The 16,775-nt window shown below is 33.5% G+C and carries 16 protein-coding genes; 3 read left to right on the top strand and 13 right to left on the bottom strand.

Annotated elements, in window-relative coordinates; genetic code table 11:
* Nucleotides 1-58 precede the first annotated feature (58 nt).
* From A5866_RS16080 to A5866_RS16040, 9 genes are all read right to left on the bottom strand, one after another.
* A complete protein-coding gene (locus A5866_RS16080; RefSeq protein WP_086280756.1) occupies nt 59-574 on the bottom strand; it encodes a GNAT family N-acetyltransferase in 516 nt (171 codons plus the stop codon).
* Between the two features lie 37 nt (nt 575-611).
* Nucleotides 612-935: a hypothetical protein gene (locus A5866_RS16075; protein ID WP_086444834.1), complete on the bottom strand. Its 324-nt coding sequence runs from the start codon at nt 933-935 to the stop codon at nt 612-614.
* A gap of 121 nt (nt 936-1,056) precedes the next feature.
* Entirely contained in the window at nt 1,057-1,536 is a 480-nt protein-coding gene (locus A5866_RS16070) for a hypothetical protein (RefSeq protein ID WP_086444835.1), read from the bottom strand.
* A gap of 142 nt (nt 1,537-1,678) precedes the next feature.
* The gene (locus tag A5866_RS16065; RefSeq protein WP_086444836.1) at nt 1,679-2,452 is read right to left on the bottom strand and encodes a carbonic anhydrase; all 774 of its coding nucleotides are present in this window, start codon (nt 2,450-2,452) and stop codon (nt 1,679-1,681) included.
* A 374-nt stretch (nt 2,453-2,826) separates the two neighbouring features.
* Nucleotides 2,827-3,552 carry a tyrosine-protein phosphatase gene (locus tag A5866_RS16060; protein ID WP_086444837.1) on the bottom strand — a complete coding sequence of 242 codons (726 nt, stop codon included), beginning with the start codon at nt 3,550-3,552 and terminating at the stop codon, nt 2,827-2,829.
* 17 nt (nt 3,553-3,569) lie between these two features.
* Nucleotides 3,570-4,349, bottom strand: coding sequence for a PhnE/PtxC family ABC transporter permease (locus tag A5866_RS16055; RefSeq protein WP_086444838.1), 780 nt, complete (start codon nt 4,347-4,349; stop codon nt 3,570-3,572).
* Between the two features lie 14 nt (nt 4,350-4,363).
* On the bottom strand, nt 4,364-5,155 hold the full coding sequence (gene phnE, locus A5866_RS16050) for a phosphonate ABC transporter, permease protein PhnE (protein ID WP_086444839.1): 792 nt from the start codon (nt 5,153-5,155) through the stop codon (nt 4,364-4,366).
* Nucleotides 5,148-5,960: a phosphonate ABC transporter ATP-binding protein gene (gene phnC, locus A5866_RS16045; protein ID WP_086444840.1), complete on the bottom strand. Its 813-nt coding sequence runs from the start codon at nt 5,958-5,960 to the stop codon at nt 5,148-5,150. Before phnC ends, phnE begins: the two co-directional genes overlap by 8 nt.
* Nucleotides 5,960-6,874: a phosphate/phosphite/phosphonate ABC transporter substrate-binding protein gene (locus tag A5866_RS16040; protein WP_254907580.1), complete on the bottom strand. Its 915-nt coding sequence runs from the start codon at nt 6,872-6,874 to the stop codon at nt 5,960-5,962. The genes phnC and A5866_RS16040 overlap by 1 nt, the downstream gene beginning before the upstream one ends.
* A gap of 414 nt (nt 6,875-7,288) precedes the next feature.
* Between A5866_RS16040 and A5866_RS16035 the strand changes: the two genes are divergently transcribed.
* On the top strand, nt 7,289-9,298 hold the full coding sequence (locus A5866_RS16035) for an alpha/beta hydrolase (protein WP_339099697.1): 2,010 nt from the start codon (nt 7,289-7,291) through the stop codon (nt 9,296-9,298).
* A 176-nt stretch (nt 9,299-9,474) separates the two neighbouring features.
* On the opposite strand, the gene A5866_RS16030 is transcribed toward A5866_RS16035, so the two are convergent.
* On the bottom strand, nt 9,475-11,415 hold the full coding sequence (locus A5866_RS16030) for a MucBP domain-containing protein (protein WP_339099696.1): 1,941 nt from the start codon (nt 11,413-11,415) through the stop codon (nt 9,475-9,477).
* Nucleotides 11,416-11,825: 410 nt separating this feature from the next.
* Here A5866_RS16030 and A5866_RS16025 point away from each other — a divergent pair, with 410 nt between their 5' ends.
* Complete coding sequence (locus A5866_RS16025) at nt 11,826-12,374, top strand: hypothetical protein (protein WP_339099695.1); 549 nt, start codon at nt 11,826-11,828, stop codon at nt 12,372-12,374.
* A gap of 147 nt (nt 12,375-12,521) precedes the next feature.
* On the opposite strand, the gene A5866_RS16020 is transcribed toward A5866_RS16025, so the two are convergent.
* A complete protein-coding gene (locus A5866_RS16020) occupies nt 12,522-12,827 on the bottom strand; it encodes a hypothetical protein (protein ID WP_339099694.1) in 306 nt (101 codons plus the stop codon).
* 1,369 nt (nt 12,828-14,196) lie between these two features.
* Here A5866_RS16020 and A5866_RS16015 point away from each other — a divergent pair.
* Nucleotides 14,197-14,490: a hypothetical protein gene (locus A5866_RS16015; RefSeq protein WP_086444841.1), complete on the top strand. Its 294-nt coding sequence runs from the start codon at nt 14,197-14,199 to the stop codon at nt 14,488-14,490.
* A 49-nt stretch (nt 14,491-14,539) separates the two neighbouring features.
* Here A5866_RS16015 and A5866_RS16010 read toward each other — a convergent pair whose 3' ends face one another.
* Together A5866_RS16010 and A5866_RS16005 are read right to left on the bottom strand one after the other, a co-directional pair.
* Entirely contained in the window at nt 14,540-14,881 is a 342-nt protein-coding gene (locus tag A5866_RS16010) for a nucleotide pyrophosphohydrolase (RefSeq protein ID WP_339099693.1), read from the bottom strand.
* Nucleotides 14,874-16,658, bottom strand: a complete 1,785-nt coding sequence (locus tag A5866_RS16005; protein WP_339099692.1) for a DUF2075 domain-containing protein — start codon at nt 16,656-16,658, stop codon at nt 14,874-14,876. The genes A5866_RS16010 and A5866_RS16005 overlap by 8 nt, the downstream gene beginning before the upstream one ends.
* Nucleotides 16,659-16,775: the final 117 nt, after the last annotated feature.

The following is a 16,775-nucleotide window of genomic DNA, read 5'->3' as shown; positions in this document are numbered from 1 at the left end:
TTGGGGGATTTTTAGGTTTATTTTGCTTGAAAGAATATCGTTTTCAACATCAAAATGATTAGTTTAGCTTCTTCTTCATAATCAAATCCGTCTGTTCATCTTCTCCCATATAAAAGGAATGCTCTCCAACCAGAGTAAATCCCATCTTATGATAAAATTTCATCGCTGAAAAATTACGCTCCCAAACACCTAACCAAATAGCGGTCTTGTTTAACGCCTTCGCTCGCTCTATCGCTTTACTGTAAAGCATTTTGCCAAGTCCTAGTCTTTTAAAATCTGAATCGATATAAATTCGTTCGATTTCTAGCGCATTTTCCTCAATCGTTTCAGTCTGTGCATCATTTACATTGAGTTTTAAATATCCAGCAAGTTGATCATCTGAATAAATAAAATAGAACTCTGACTGTTTATTTTGAAGCTCACTGGTTAATTTTTTTTCTGTATACGCTTGATCAAGATAGTCTTTTAAATCTTCTGGCGTATTGTCTTTCGCAAAAGTATCTGTGAAAGTTTTGATGCTTAATGTTTGTAATGCTACTAGGTCATTTAGGCTAATTTTTTTTATTTCTATCATCGCTTTTCCTTCTTTCTCATCTTTTTTGGAACAGAAATCAATCTAGCAACATAAGCAACAAACAAACGACTAATCCAAAAGCCACTAAAGTAAAATGAAGTAACTGTTGTTTAGTACCACCGATATAATCTGGTTTTTCATGTTTGTAACTTGGATTAACTGATTTTATGTTGTAATCCAATGTACAACTAAAAAAAACATCTGACGGGAACATAAAAACAAGCATGATGCCATAAAGGATCGCTACGATAGTTCGAATTGATACTTTAATCCAGATGCTTGCTACTGCACCCAATATCAATGGAATCAAGAGGTAGAGTGAGCAACTAAATAATTCTTTTTTTAACCGTTTCTTTTGCATATATGTATTCGTCACCATCCTATCAATGTATTAATGTTCACACCTAAAACTCATTTTTTGTATGACCTTAAACATCCGTCTTATCTAGTAAAAAAACCGAGCCCATTTGCCCGTTAGTGAACTACTCTAACGAACTATCTTTTGCTGCTAATTCATCTATCTTTTCTTTGTGTTTTAGAACTAAATCTTTAAGCTCTTTCACCGTTATACTATTTTTATCCGTATTAGAATCAACGTTCCTACCATTTTCATCTCTAATTTGCCCCGTTATTATCGTCCCATCCGTCGTTACTAAAATTCTATCTGAATCATCATGATCCATTTCTAAAAGAGTGATAATCTCATCTGCATTCGGACCATTAAAAGTTTCGTAAAGTCTTTCTACACTCGCATTTTTCAGATCTAACGAGAATGAATCTGCATTCCTTTCGCTTAATTTCTTATTGGATGATTCAATTGTTTCTTTGCTTAACGCCTGATTTTTACGCTTCGTTGCTTCGCTATTTTGCGTCTGAGCTTTTGTTTTGTTACAGGCAGTAACTATTACACAACTGATTATTAACAGTAGTAACAAACAGACTAGATAACCCTTCTTTTTCATTTTGGTGCCATCCCTTCTTTGTAAAAAATAAAAACAACTGTTAAATTTCCATTAGATTATTCACTCTAACATAAAAAACCATGATGATAAACACCATCATGGCTCGTTCTTCAACTTCTAATTATTGCAAACCACATTTCATTTATTCATCATGCTCTAAAATTGATCGATCATTCAACGGTTGAACTTCTCGATTATTATGAGAATATAATTTTTTGAATTCTTCGATTTGAGCTGAAGATACTTCCACAGGTTCTTTCATCACATACCATTCTACATTTTCATTCAATGGAGGTGTCGTTAATGAACCTAGATAATGATAATAGCTTCTATTGGATGGGATCATATCATCTAAGTCAGTAATTGGATCCTTTTTATCATTGTTTACGTCATCCAAAACCTCTTGAAAGCCTTTATTTTCAGCGCCTTCCTTGAAGAATACTCCAATAACTGCAATTCGTCCATCTTGGGCAGTATTCACAAAATGCGCTTCGATTGGATAATGTTTACCGTCGACAGTATGTTCACTTTCCGCATGGAAATGAAATTGACTTAAGGTAAAGTTTCGTCCATTAATCACAGATGTACCACCATCAGTGATTTGGATACTATGGCCGTTATTTTCAGCTTTTGTAATATCTTTTCCATAATCAATTGTGATTGTTCCAGTATCTGGTGTCATCAATTCAGCTTTCTTAGTAACGATATCAATCGGTGACTGCATCTTCCCAGCAGAAAATTCCCAATCTTCTTGATCATCATAATCAATATGTTCAGATTTTTTTGCCTGTGTTGTTGATTCAGTTGTAGCGTCTTTCTTTTCTGATGTGTCACTAGCACTTTTATTTGATGTACAGCCTACGGCTAAAATAGCTGTAAACGTCAAAAGTGATACTGAGAGTGCTGTTCTTTTCATTTTTTCATCCTTCTTTCTTCAAAATACAATATATTATATCGCATTTTTCATGAAAAATAAATATACTTTTCATGTTATCAACGTAATAAATACAAAAAATACTATCTGATCTATCTCCATAAAAGATAATACTATTTATTTTGTTGATCCTGTTGATTGATAAACATCTATTAACACCAAACCAACAATTAACAGGTCACTATAGCGCTCCTTATATTAGTCCTTGACTTTTGGTCGTTGCCATTGAACATTTTCGCTGTTCTATTTTCAAATAAAATCCAAGATAAAAACGCTGAAAATCAGCCTATTACGGTTGATTTCAGCGTTTTTTTTCTTGGCAAAACATGAATACGTTTAAAAGATAATGGTCTATATTAAACACATTGTGTATAGCGTGCCCGTATTTCTAATAACATCTGTTCAGATAGGCCACATTCCTGTAAATAATCATAAATAGTCCCATATTTTTTCTTTATCTCAGGTAATAAAGTAGCTATATTTTTCTTATCTGACTCCATTAGGTGTTCAAATCCTTTTGGTGGTACTAATGCTTGGTTTGCGGATAAAAATGTATAAGAGGTTTCATAATTGGCTATAATATCCGAATCCTCGACATCTAATAAGCCTAAAATCAAGACGGCCAAAATGCCTGTTCGATCTTTTCCAGCGGCACAGTGAAATAAAATACCTTGATCAGAACTATTGTAAATAATCGTAAACAATTCTTTGATAACCGCTTGTTGTTCAAAAATAAATGTACTATATAGATCATACAGCGTGATCTCTTTCGCTACTTTTTGTATTTGCAACGCGTTCTGATTCACCAAATTTTCTTCAATCATAAACGGGATATGATACGTTTTAATAAACGAGTCTTCTAAAGAATAGTTTTTTTCTTCTCGTTCACGATGGCTACGTAAATCTATTGCAACCCCTACACCGTATTCTTCTAAAAATCGCTTATCAGTAGTGCTTAACTGACTTACATCATCGCTGCGAAATAACTTTTTCCAGGTAACCATTTGGCCATTTTTTGTTGGTATGCCACCTAAATCTCTCGTATTATAGGTTGTTTCTAAAGGCAATCGTTGATAATACATGCGTTGTCTCCTTTTCTTTAAATAGCTCTTTTGGCTCGTGTCACAAACATTTCTATTGTAAACATTGTCCCAAAAATCACTAAAAATATAAATGTGATTTTTCCATACTGATACCCACCAATGGCTCTTGTCAGTAGTGTGCCAATTCCTCCAGCTCCAACCATTCCAAGTGAGATTGATTCAGCTACATTTCCTTCAACACGAATCGCTAACCAATTGAGGAACGATTTCGATACATTCGGTAAAATGCCTTCTTGTATCAATTGAAACCAATTCGCGCCTGTTGACCGCATGGTTTCAATCACCTGAACTGGAACTTCTTCTATGCTACTGATAAATGATTTTGTTAAGTACCCAACGGTTGGAAACATCATTCCAATCACACCTGATAGTGGACCAAAGCCTAAACTTGCAACAATCATTAAAATCCACACAAGTGCTGGGATCGCCCTGATAATGGATATGGCTGCTTTTATGCTTACTGACACAAAGCGTGCTGGTGCAATGTTATCTGCACCCAAACAGGCAAGTATCAGGGACAAAATTGCCCCTAAGATCAGTGACGCTACCGCCATTGATAAAGACAATACTAACTCACTCAAAATACTCCCAATATCCGAAATATCCAGTGTTAAAAAATGACGGATTACCTCACCTGATTGACCCAATCTCGATAAAAAAGTGCCCATGTCCAAATCTAATAATGACGCACTAATTCCAAATAATAAGAGCGCAGCTACCCAAATCACAAGGTTTCTGATTTTATCTTTTGGCTTTACTAAAGGAATTCTATCCATTCGCCCATTTCCTCCTATAAAATCCACTTTCTAAGTTTATTTACACAAAATTCCGTTAATAATACTAGTATGACTAGAATGATAATCAGTGCCATGGCTTCTTGGTATTTAAACAAACGAATATTCGTTTGAATCATAATACCAATCCCTCCAGCACCTACCATTCCTAAAATACTTGATGCCCTAATATTGATTTCAAATGAAAAAAAAGTCCAATTGATCCAAGCAGGAAAAAAAGCAGGAATAATACCATGAACAAGTAATTGTGCAGGGGTTGCCCCTGTTGCTTTTAATGCTTCTAGTTTACTATCTGCAATATTATTCATTTCTTCTGCATATGAGCGCGTCAAAAAACCAAATGTGGCAAGAATCAACGCAATTAATCCAACCATGTTGCCAATGCCAAAGATATACACTAACAACGAGGCCCAGACTAATATAGGGATATTTCTAATAAATGAGACAATAAATCGAATAGCAATTCTTACAGGTGCAATTGGATTGATTGATTCAGCCATTAGCAGTCCAAAAACAAATGATAAAACTGCGGAAATGTAGGTTCCAACTACTGCAAATAACAATGTTTGTACGATCAATGAGATATAGCTAGAAAAACCATTGAAGTTTGGTGGAAAAAAATTTTCACCAAAAAACAGGAACACATTAGGCAACGTCAAAAGCGGTGTTATAGGATCTACTTGCAAATAAACGAAAGAATATATTCCGATAACACTTAATAGTGCCACCGTTACACGTTTTTTTAAGCTTTTTTGTTGTGCTAAGACGATTGATCCTGGATTATCCATACACATGCTCCTCCTGCTGTGCTAGGATCATAGCAGGGCTTTCTATACTGATTGATGGAACAGACTCATTGTTATAAAGCTGTTCGATTTTTTTTTCTGTCAACTCAACTGGCGTTCCGTCAAAAACAATTTCACCTTTTTTTACGCCAATAATGCGCGTCGCATACTTTTTAGCAACATCCACTTGATGTAAATTGACAATCGTGGTCATGTTTCTTGACTCGGTTATTTCTTTTAATTGAGTCATCACGATTTCTGATGATTTTGGATCAAGAGAGGCAATTGGTTCATCTGCCAAAATTAACGCAGGATTTTGCATCAATGCTCGGCAAATACCCACTCGTTGCATTTGTCCCCCGGAGAGTTCATCTGCCCTTTTATAAGCTTGGTCTAGTAACCCGACTTGTGCTAATAATTCCATCGCCATTTGCCGATCTTCTTGTGAGTATCGACCAAATGCACTTGTAAAAAAAGAGACCTGCCCGAGTTTTCCGTGAAGGACATTTTTCAACACATTTGTTCTTTCCACTAAATTGTAATGCTGAAAAATCATTCCGATATGTGAACGCAATTCTCTCAATTTCTTTCCTTTAGCTTCTGTGATGTTTTGTTGATGAAACAAGACCTCCCCCGAACTTGGAGAAACTAATTGATTGATGACACGGATCAGTGTTGATTTCCCTGCTCCAGACGGACCGATGATGACAACAAATTCACCTTTATTGATTGAAAGAGAAATGTCATTTAATGCTTTTTGCCCTGTTTTGTATTCTTTGCTAACATTTTTGATTTCTAATAATGTCATTATTTTTCTCCCTCTATTCCCAAGACCTTCATCATCTCTTTTACTGATTCATAGTCTGTGTCATGAGCCTCAACAAACTTCACTGAATCATCTTTGTAGAACGCTTTAAAGTATTCTTTATCATCATAATTTAAATAGAAATCTTTGATTTTTTTCTTCAATTCTTCTGGCAAATCTTTTCTCATAACATATGCTGCATTTGGAATTTCTTGCGTTTCACCAATGATTTTCAACTCATCTTTTTTGACTAAGCCTGCATCATCCATAGATTGTAAGACTTGTGCAGCAACTGCAGCCGCTTCATAATCTCCTTTAGCAACCCCCATAACACTTGAATCGTGTTTGCCTGAGTAAGCTACTGTTTTAAAGAAATAATTTGGTTCTTCGACCTTTTCCTGCTCTAAATCAAGTTCTTTGACCAATTCATACTTTGGATAGAGATAACCAGATGAGGAAGCAGGATCAACAAAGGCGAAATTAGTTCCTTTCAAGTCTTTCAACTTATTGATTTTGTCATTGTTATTTTTGGTAATAAAAACCGTACGATAAGCTTCTTTTCCAGCGGAAGATGTTGTAACGATTGGTTCTATCTCTACGCGTTCTTTGGCTTGATAATAGCTCATTGGGGATACTAATAAAACATCTAGCTTTTTATTTTTCATCGCTTCGATCCCTACTGCGTAATCTGCTCCTTCCATTACATCCACTTCAACACCTAATGCTTTGCTCATATCTTCTTGAAATTTTTTATTTTTACCGCCAGCTTCGGGATTATTTTCATCTGGCATTGTAACAATCGTTATCTTTTCTGGCATACCATCGGCTTTTGCAGAAACTGCTTTGTTTGATCCGCAGGCAGTCATGAATCCAATTGAGGCTAATAGTGTGAGTCCAAATAGAACGTTCTTTTTCATGTGAATTTTCTTCCTCCTTTTTGTTATTACACTGATAATACTACCCATTAAATGTAAATTTATCCGCACTTTTATGTAAATTATAGGTTAATTGATGTTAAGAAATGGTATGGTGTCCGTGGATTTTAAGTTGTCAATTTCCTTTTTAAATGGCGTTGTTTTTGCCTCGATAAATAGCGGAAACTTCCTAACTGCAAAATAAACCGAAATAATATAAGCTATCTAAATAAGAAAATGTCAGTAAACTAAAATGAAGTTCACAAAACAATGCAGTATTTTACATGGCTTATCAAAAAAATTTATTTTTCTCTTTTGATAAAAAGAGTAAATCTAGTGATATAAAAAAGTTCCTTGTTGTTTATCATTGAAAATGATATCTTTTAGTTAGAATTATTTAACAAAAAGGAGAACACGATGAAAAAAGGAATTAAAGCAATGATAGGTTTGTTATGTATGCTTACGGTATGTACACCAAGTATAGTAGCTGCGGAGACAATGGTGATTGACCAAGAACAGTCAATACCAATGAATGAATTGAGAAGTAGTACTTTCTCCAAGTCTATTGAAGTAAAAGAACAATTCGAAGCTAAAACAGAAAATGAGCGACAACAACTCCCAAAAGATGAGCAAGAGTTAGTCAATGATATTGAACAATATCTAATGGAAAATGCTAATCCAGAAGCTCGAAACTTTGGATCGACGGTAAATAGGTTGATTTCCGCTTTAGTTTTTGATGTTACAGTTAAAAAAGATAATACTGTTATTGATATTGCTAAGCTTTTTGGTTTGATTGGTGGCAGTGAAGAAAGTGAATGGTTTGATAAGGTCAATGGGAAGAGTGAACGTTACTTAACAGTATATGATGAGCCCACCGGAGCTAATGTAAAACTACATGCTTATTATGTTGACAATAAAGCGAATAAAACTGCAGTTGTTCAACATGGCTATCGTTCTAACGCTAAAAATATTATGAAGGAAGCAGAATTGCTATATAATTTGGGTTATAATCTGATAATTCCAGATGCACGTTCTCATGGTCAGAGCGAAGGAGCATATATTACATTTGGTGCTTATGAAAAAAATGATATTAATGCATGGATTGATCAAGAACTTGCAGAAAAGCCTAATCAGAAAATAACTCTATTAGGTGTATCAATGGGGGCTGCAACAGTTATGATGTCTCAAGAAATTCCACACAAGAATGTTCAGGCTCTGATTGAGGATTGTGGTTATTCCTCAATGGAGCAACAAGCTCGTGATGTTTCTCGCTTAATTACTTCCAAGTTGCAGTATATCCCTATGGTAAATTCTATAGACTGGTATGATTGTGAAAGTCAAATCATTGATTCACTCAACGAAAATTATGTAAAACCAACGTTGAAAATTGATTTATATGCTATATCACCTCTTAATGCAGTCGCGAAATCAAATATTCCCAAGTTGTTTATTCATGGAACAGCCGATTGGTTTATTCCGCCTGTTGCAAAAAATAAAATGTATGAAGCTTCTTTAGGCTATAAGGATCAATTAGAAGTTATTGGTTCAGGTCATGCGGAGAATATTAGTATAGGCGGAGAAGTCTATACTAATAAAGTAACTTCTTTTTTAGATACAGTTTCACAAATGAATAGTCTACGTTCTGAGTTGGCAGAGACCAAGAATTTATTAGTAAATACAGAATTCAAGCGAAATCAATTTGAATCAAGTTTTGAATCATGGAAGTTAAGTAACAATGGGGTTGATTTCACTGACAACTGGGAATCAAATTCTTATGAGTTTGTGATGAAACGTTCTAGAGGAGAGATTACTTCTGCTATTTCAGTTGATAATAGTGGACTGAAATTTTATAAAAAGTGGGAAAAATCTGCAGGTTACATTGGGCAGGAAGTCGAACTAATTAAAGGACAACAATATGAGTTATCTTTTGATTCATGGAATCCTAATCCAACTGAATATAGTGAACAAGTAATTAGGTATGGGATTGGGCAATCAATGAAAAAAGAGAAACAGATTGCTAAACAGAAAGTAAGAAAGGCACTAAACTATACCGCTCAAAATAGTAGTTTAGAAAATATTCATTTAGGTTCAGAAATGACCTACTATAATTGGTTTGGTCGTAATAATACAGCTATGTACTTGTCGAATATAAAATTGATTAATACAGATATAATAGCTCCAGAAAAAATTAGAGTTAGTGAGATTGATTCTACTATTGATGGAACAACTATCCGTGGGAACGGAGAATTCAATTCGAAAATTAGGTTGGTGACTGCTAATCGAGATTTGATTATGGAAGTACCAACAAATGAGTCTGGAAACTTTGTGATAGTTATTCCTAAACAGGAGTCAGGTTCCATTCTTCACTTAATTAATCAGGACATAAAAGGAAATACTGGCGAGTCTATAGTATTGGCATTTAATTAGTATAAATAAGTGTACAGAAAATGGTCATTTTCTGTACACTGAAACCAAATAAAAGAGTGATATAATGTATCTCTTTGCTATTTTTCGGGAAGTATAGTCGTTCATAGACTTGAATCATAAAAATAAACACTAAGAATTTTACTCCTTAGCGTTTATTTTTATGATTGATTGTACTTTTATATGTTTGATTTTCTTTTATAGAAATAAAAAATTGAGAATAATAGTAGCCCGATAACTCCTACTGTACTTAATGAAGTTATTCTTTCTCCCATAAGTGGTAGTTTATGACTATCCTTTTTTTGTTGAGTAGACACACTACTTAGGTTTTTAGATGTGCTATTTTTATCTGAAATACCGTCATTAGGAGTTTTTATAGCTTCCTTTTCTTTCTTATACACATACATAACGGTCTGTACTTTTTCACTAAAGATTCCTTTGGCATTCTTTGGTACCTGTGTTAATGTCCAACCAGAAATAGTCTTAGCAGCTGTTTCATATGGTAAACTTACTTTGCCAGTCAAGACTTCACTTGGAACTAACTCATTCCCTTCAGTATCAACATACTGAACAGTTATTGGACTTGCTTCCGATCGATCATACACATACGTAACGGTCTGTGCTTTTTCACTAAAGGTTCCTTTGGCATTCTCTGGTACCTCTGTTAATGTCCAACCAGAAATAGTCTTAGCAGTTGTTTCATATGGTAAACTTACTTTGCCAGTCAAGACTTCACTTGGAACTAACTCATTCCCTTCAGTATCAACATACTGAACAGTTATTGGACTTGCTTCCGATCGATCATACACATACGTAACGGTCTGTGCTTTTTCACTAAAGGTTCCTTTGGCATTCTCTGGTACCTCTGTTAATGTCCAACCAGAAATAGTCTTAGCAGCTGTTTCATATGGTAAACTTACTTTGCCAGTCAAGACTTCACTTGGAACTAATTCATTCCCTTCAGTATCAACATACTGAACAGTTATTGGACTTGCTTCCGATCGATCATACACATACGTAACGGTCTGTGCTTTTTCACTAAAGGTTCCTTTGGCATTCTCTGGTACCTCTGTTAATGTCCAACCAGAAATATTTTTAGCAAGTGTTTCATATGATAAACCAACTTTACCAGTCAACGTTTCACTTGGGGCTAGCTCATTTCCTTCAGTATCAGTGTAATTAACAATAACAGGTGCTCCATCTATTCTTTCGTACATATAAGTTACGACTTGATCTTCATCTAAAAATTTACCTGTTGCATTTTGAGGAAATGATATTAATTTATAGTTGGGAATTATTACTTCAGAAGTAGTATAATCTTGTCCTAACTCTCCATATAGCACTTTTGGGTCTATTAGATAATTACCAAGCTCATCTACATAAACCGCTGTAACCATACGGTAACTATCAAAAGAGACTGTACTGTTTAGACGACCGTCTTCAAAGAATTGTGCTAATTCATTTATTCCTGATTTTGTATTCTCCCAGACAACCGTGGCTGTATTTTTTATTTCAACACGTTCTGAGGATGCCATTTTAGAAAATGTTACTTTTATTCCTTTTAATTGAGTAATATCAGTAGGTGGTATACTATCAAAAGTTGATTTATCTACTGAATATTCAATAGAATATGTAGTGTTGGTGGGGACTGTCACTTCTGGTAGAGACTGTATAGCTATTGTATCTGAAAATATAATTGTTTCAGAAAAATTTATACTTGAACCAGAATTTTGAGAAATTATTTTAGAAAATGAAATTGGGGCAATACTGTCTTTCACTACATTTATTGTAGGACTGAAAAACATGTTTTGTCCATTGATAACGAACCATCTTCCCGTTACTCCACCTAGACTACGAGTAGCAGTGTCTGTATCTTTTAAAATATTATTATCAGCATTGTAGTTGACTTGATCTGACAAAAACTGATCATCACTAGTCTCCTCATTTTTTTCGTTTTCTTGTATATCATTGAAGTTTTCTGTGGAATCAGTTATTTCTATACTCGGATCAGCAGGTAACTGAGTTTGTTCTTTTTCACCACTAAATTCTTCTGCCATTGCTTCTATACTGTTAGATAGCAACAAAAAACTGATCAATATAATTGTAGAAATTTTTTTCATTCATTTCAGCCTTTCTAAATAAGAATAAGCTTAAATATATCACAAAATATATTAATTTCAATTATTTTAAAACAATACATTTATTATATTAAATAAAAATTAACTACGTGTACGGAAAGAAAATAATGGAAGGATTTACTCGCCCGCCATTTACCAAGGCAAAAACACCACCACTTAAAAAAGAAATTGACAATTTTAAGTGCGGATGATAGGATTTCAACTTAAAAATAGAACGTTCGTTACGTTAAAATGAGATGTATCAACCTTTATAAGGAAAGAAATTTTAAAACAAGAGTATAGATTTATTTTAATTATTTTCTCGTCTCTTTTTTCTCTTTCACTGTTTTGATAAAATAGAAAAGAAGGAATGATTCTATAATGGCAAGTATAAAGAAAGCTGAGTGAATTATATGGAAAATTTAAAGAAGGTTATTCAATTATTAAGTGGACGTTTCGATAATAGTGAGCAGTTTCAGTCTCTATCGGAAGAGGAACAAGCGCAGTTTCCTTTTGCAATTCACAATAATACGCTTCTAAATGATCTGATTGTGAATCGTCCAAAGGATTTCGATGGGGTATTTTTGCATGAAGAAAGTTACTATACGTTGAAAAATAAGGAGAAATTCAAATCAGATATTTTTCTGTTTTCAACGGATGAATCTGGTGATGTAGTATTAAAATCAATCACTGTGCCAAAAGAATTAATGAATGCGAAATTTGATACACTAAAAGACATTGATTTTTCTGATCTCTCAGAATCTGACAAATTTGAGCCATTGCATTATACGGAACATGATGGTACGTTTACTGGCGAATCACATAGCATGTTTACAAAAACAACAGCGTTTATCTTAAAGCAAGAGCTATCTGATGAGGCATTGGTCATAAAAGAGGAACTGTTTAATGGTGATAAACGAGTGTTTGGATTTGATAGACCGATTATTTATAAACGGATTTGATGTTTTAGCACATAGAAAACTGTACAAGTAGCGAATTCTACATACGCTACTTGTACAGTTTTTTGTTTCGTATTAAAGTAAATCAATTGTCACTCATTTAAATAATAGTAGCCTTTCATTTCTTAGTTCCTACTATCCCTATCTAGTTTAGTTTTCTTTCGTAATTTGACTATCTTCTACAATCGTTAACGTATAAACGCCATTTGTTATAGCTATATTAGAATATGAAATTCTTACCTTCTCATTCGTTTTTACCTTTTTCAAAACATCCTCTCGAATCTCTTTAAAAGGAATAAAAATGTAAATTTCACTTCCTTTAGGAATATCTAGATCATCAGATGTTTGTTTAGAACTTATTTCTGTTGCTGTATTCACAATAAGTGATTCTTCCCTAATAGCGGTTATAGTTCCTATTAAATGACGTATGTGTGCAAAACTTTCTCCACTTTTCATGTTTGTATCATTCTCCTCTATGTTCTTTGAACACCCTACAAAAATAATCAACAAGATTAAAAAGGTTGTAACGATACTCAATTTTTTCATGATTAATCCTTTTCAGACTTAAATAGTATTGATTCCTGACCATATAATTTTTCTTATTTTTAACCAACATTATCACATCAAACCTTAAAAGTAAATAATTCAAGACAATAAATATCGATAAAACGACTATAAGTCGGTACATTTTATTCCTTAAATCATTGCTATGATTTTTGATTTTAAAAAATTTTTTTGTTATTTTTCCTTATATATAAGGGAGCGATTTTGAGTGTTATTTAATCGTATTTGTAAGAAAAATTATGTTGCGTGTTCGTAGTCTTTTCGGATATACTTAAGAGGTAGAATAGAACGAGGGAAACTTCTCTCTCTTCAGTCGCTAAGTATTGCGTATCATCAGCTCTTCAAGCAATCGCTGTGATGTCCAATAAAAAACAGTTCATATCAACATGAACTGTTCAAATCTGAATATAAAAATAAATTGGCACTTCAAAGCCTGGCAGCAACCAAGCATTTGAAGCCTTGTAATGACAGCACAAACTGCCCAAACAAGTTGCCAATAGTGCTAGCAACATGTACTAGCTTCTTTCATTGTACCTAAAGTTTGCCTATTTTTCTATAGGTTTCTTGGATTCTCTTTAGGTTACTTTAAATAAGTGGTAGATGATTCTTTGGACTATTGTAAACGATATTGGGTGAGGTTACCTGATATCGTTTTTTTCTATTCTACAAATCTGGTGAAAGGAGGTTTCGTTCAAAGTAAAGCAAATGATCAATTATAGATATAAGACAAGGAAACAACGTTCACTTCGTTCACCTTGTACTTTGCATCATCCACTCTGCCTTTTGGTCAGTCGGGATGGTGCAAAATAAAAAAGCACTTCATCATCTGACAGCAATCACATGATGAAGCCTTGCATAGACAGCACAAACTATCTATACAAGTTGCCAATTGCTAGCACAAAAGCACTAACTCTTTTTATTGTACCTAATTTTACTGGGATTTTCTAGTCTGTCTGGAAACTTTTGGTTGGGATTTTGTATTTTTTGGAAGGTTTGGGCTTTATCTAGGAGATTGATGACGGTATTGATAGTTCACGAAAACTACAATAGCGTTTTTTGTTTTGCTTTGAGAAGAAAGTGATCGAAACATCACGAGGCTTGGAAAAATCATCTGTAAGTCGTTTTTATCACTGGTTTGTTTAATAGTTGCCCGAGTCAATGCGCAGATAGATGAGTTACGTATATGAGGCGTTGGATGATAGTGTTCAGCGCTTCGTGTTAATGGTTTTAAGAGTATTTTTAAAAAGGGAGGAATTGGGTTATGAAAAAAGAAGGTCAGAGTTTAAAGGTGATTCCTTATCAGGATATTACGGATTTGCAGCATACGTTGGATCGGTTGCAGTCTTGGGAAGAGCCGCTTGCTGTGTTGGATCATTTTTTTCAGTTTCGGAAAGGGCCGATTAATAAAAAAAAGGTTGTGAAGGAGTATTATGCTTGTGGGCATTTGTTTCATGCTTTTTTTGAGGAGTTTATAAGGTTGATGGAGATTGAGGAGGAGAAGGTTCGGAAGTTGGATGGGGAGAGGAAGGTTTCGAGTGAAGTTTTGAGAACATAAAATTAAAATAAACTAGGCTCACTAATTAGAGTGTTCCTAGTTTATCATCTTAATTGAAATCAGTATACTTTTTTTTTGTACCTTTACTTTTATTAATTGGATATTTAATATTATTCTTGAATAATTTCTCTTCAATTATATCATCTATGTCAAAATCAAGATTATCAGCTAGCATATATGAATAAATCAATATATCTGCAAGTTCTTCTTTGATTCTTTCTATTTTTGAAGCTTTTACTTCCTCAGATGTTTTCCATTGGAATAGTTCTAACAACTCAGAAGCTTCGAGTGAAATTGAAATGGCTAAATCTTTCTCATTATGAAACTGACGCCAGTCACGATCATCACGAAACGCTTTAATCTTTTGCATACTATTTTTAGTTTCATTCATTATTATTTTCACTCATTTCTTTTTTTGCATTTACCAATGCTTGTTGCAACTCTTTATCAACTGCATAAATATATAGTCCATTAACTCCCCTAGTCAGGAGTACATTAAGTTCGTTTTTAAGCAGAGTATCAGAAAAATATTCTTTGCTATTATCTTTTAATTTTCTTTTTTGAGTAGCTTTCTTATTTCTGCTACCTTCTCTATCAAAGACAATTTTATTATTCCTATATTTTACTGAAGGACCAATAATAACGCCTGCATAGTTAAGATCGAATCCTTGAACTGTAAATGTTGAACCAACTTCATCTATCGTCTGTTCTTGTTCAGCCCAAGATAAATTTCTATTTTTTATCTTCTGTTCTTTCGTTTGAGGAAGCTGTAAATTCCATGGAAGTGACCAACCATTAATTTTGACATTCCAATAGTCTTCATTTTCAGGCTTTTTCTTATTAACATAATCCCAATCAAACGTTGCAATGACTCTTGAAATTCCTGCATTTTGATTTTTCGCTTTTTCTTTTATTGCCTTATGTAATTCATCAGGACTGTCAAAGATTTGTAAATCGTATCCTTTTTTATCTTGAGGAATGACATTAATTTTCTGTTCATCTATTAGCGAACGAATCCACTCTACCGTTTGTTTATCTGAATTAATTCTTAATTGATTAGCAAGAAGAATATAGTTATTGTTTTGAATCGTTTCATGCTGTAATTTAGCTAACTCTTCAGCTTCCCAAAATTGTTCTGTCGTTAACACTTGATTCGGATCGAAAACTGCAACAACAACTTTGGCACGTTCTAATAAATCATATAGTTGATTTTTTCCTCTATAAGCTTGTTTTCCTTGCGTCCAAAGCAGATGCGCTTCATCAACAATTACTACATCTACAGGTTCTTCTGGTGAATGGTTATTTATAAATGTTGTTGGTTTACTAACTAAGTTAGATTTCTTTTTAGATGTAATACCTAATTTATTTGAAATTTGCTGATATACTTTTAATTGCTGATCATGGTTAACTAGTAAAAAGCTAGTCAGATCTTTATAAATGATGTTTTCATCACCATTTTGTTCTAGTTGGCTTAACTCATAAAATAAACTACTCATTAAAACAGTTTTTCCAGATCCAGCTTCACCAGCTACCAAAATTAGTCGTCCTTTTTTTTCTCTTGTTAATGCTTCCATTATTCTTAATAATATAAAATCTTTTGCACGAATTTGCTCGTCTGTTAATTTGTGAAAAGGTGAAGCTTTAAAAATAGCAGAGTCTTTAATTATTCTTTCTATTGGAAATAAATCTTTATTTATTTTACGTAAACCAGTCCATACTTTTGAAAAAATTGAATCTAATTCATTAGATGTATAATACTCATTCTGTTCATTCATACGTCGGTTATACAAAGAATCAACTTTATCGGCACTGGATAAGTATAACATTAATCGATTCTCTATATCTAATGTCAAAGATTTATTAAAATGATTATGACCAATTACAAGCATTTTAGAAGTTTCTGATGTTGAAAGTTTTTCCCACTCAACATGTTTTTTTGGATCAATATTAAGGTGTTGAATAGTTCTTCGTTTAATATCGGCAGTTTCTCCTATATAAACAGAAAACTTTTCATTATTTTTTTTATCATTGATAATGTATACAGTTGGATAGTTTAGAAGAATCTTTTTATTAGTATCTTCCTCTTTGCAAATTATATCTTCAAACTTCTCTAAATCCTTCTCATTGTATTTTATCTCACGTATGATGGGAGAAGAAATTTTTTCCATTGAAACACGTCCTTATATATTTTGCTAAATTATAAAATCAATTAATTATAACATTTTATTGGAAATTAAAAAAAGCCCACTCTTTATAATATAATTTCTAATATTCTCAGCGTCATT

Origin of the sequence: Enterococcus sp. 12C11_DIV0727 (assembly GCF_002148425.2) — a bacterium.
Taxonomy (GTDB): Bacteria; Bacillota; Bacilli; order Lactobacillales; family Enterococcaceae; genus Enterococcus_L; species Enterococcus_L lemimoniae.
This window is presented reverse-complemented; position numbering and strand designations above follow the sequence as displayed.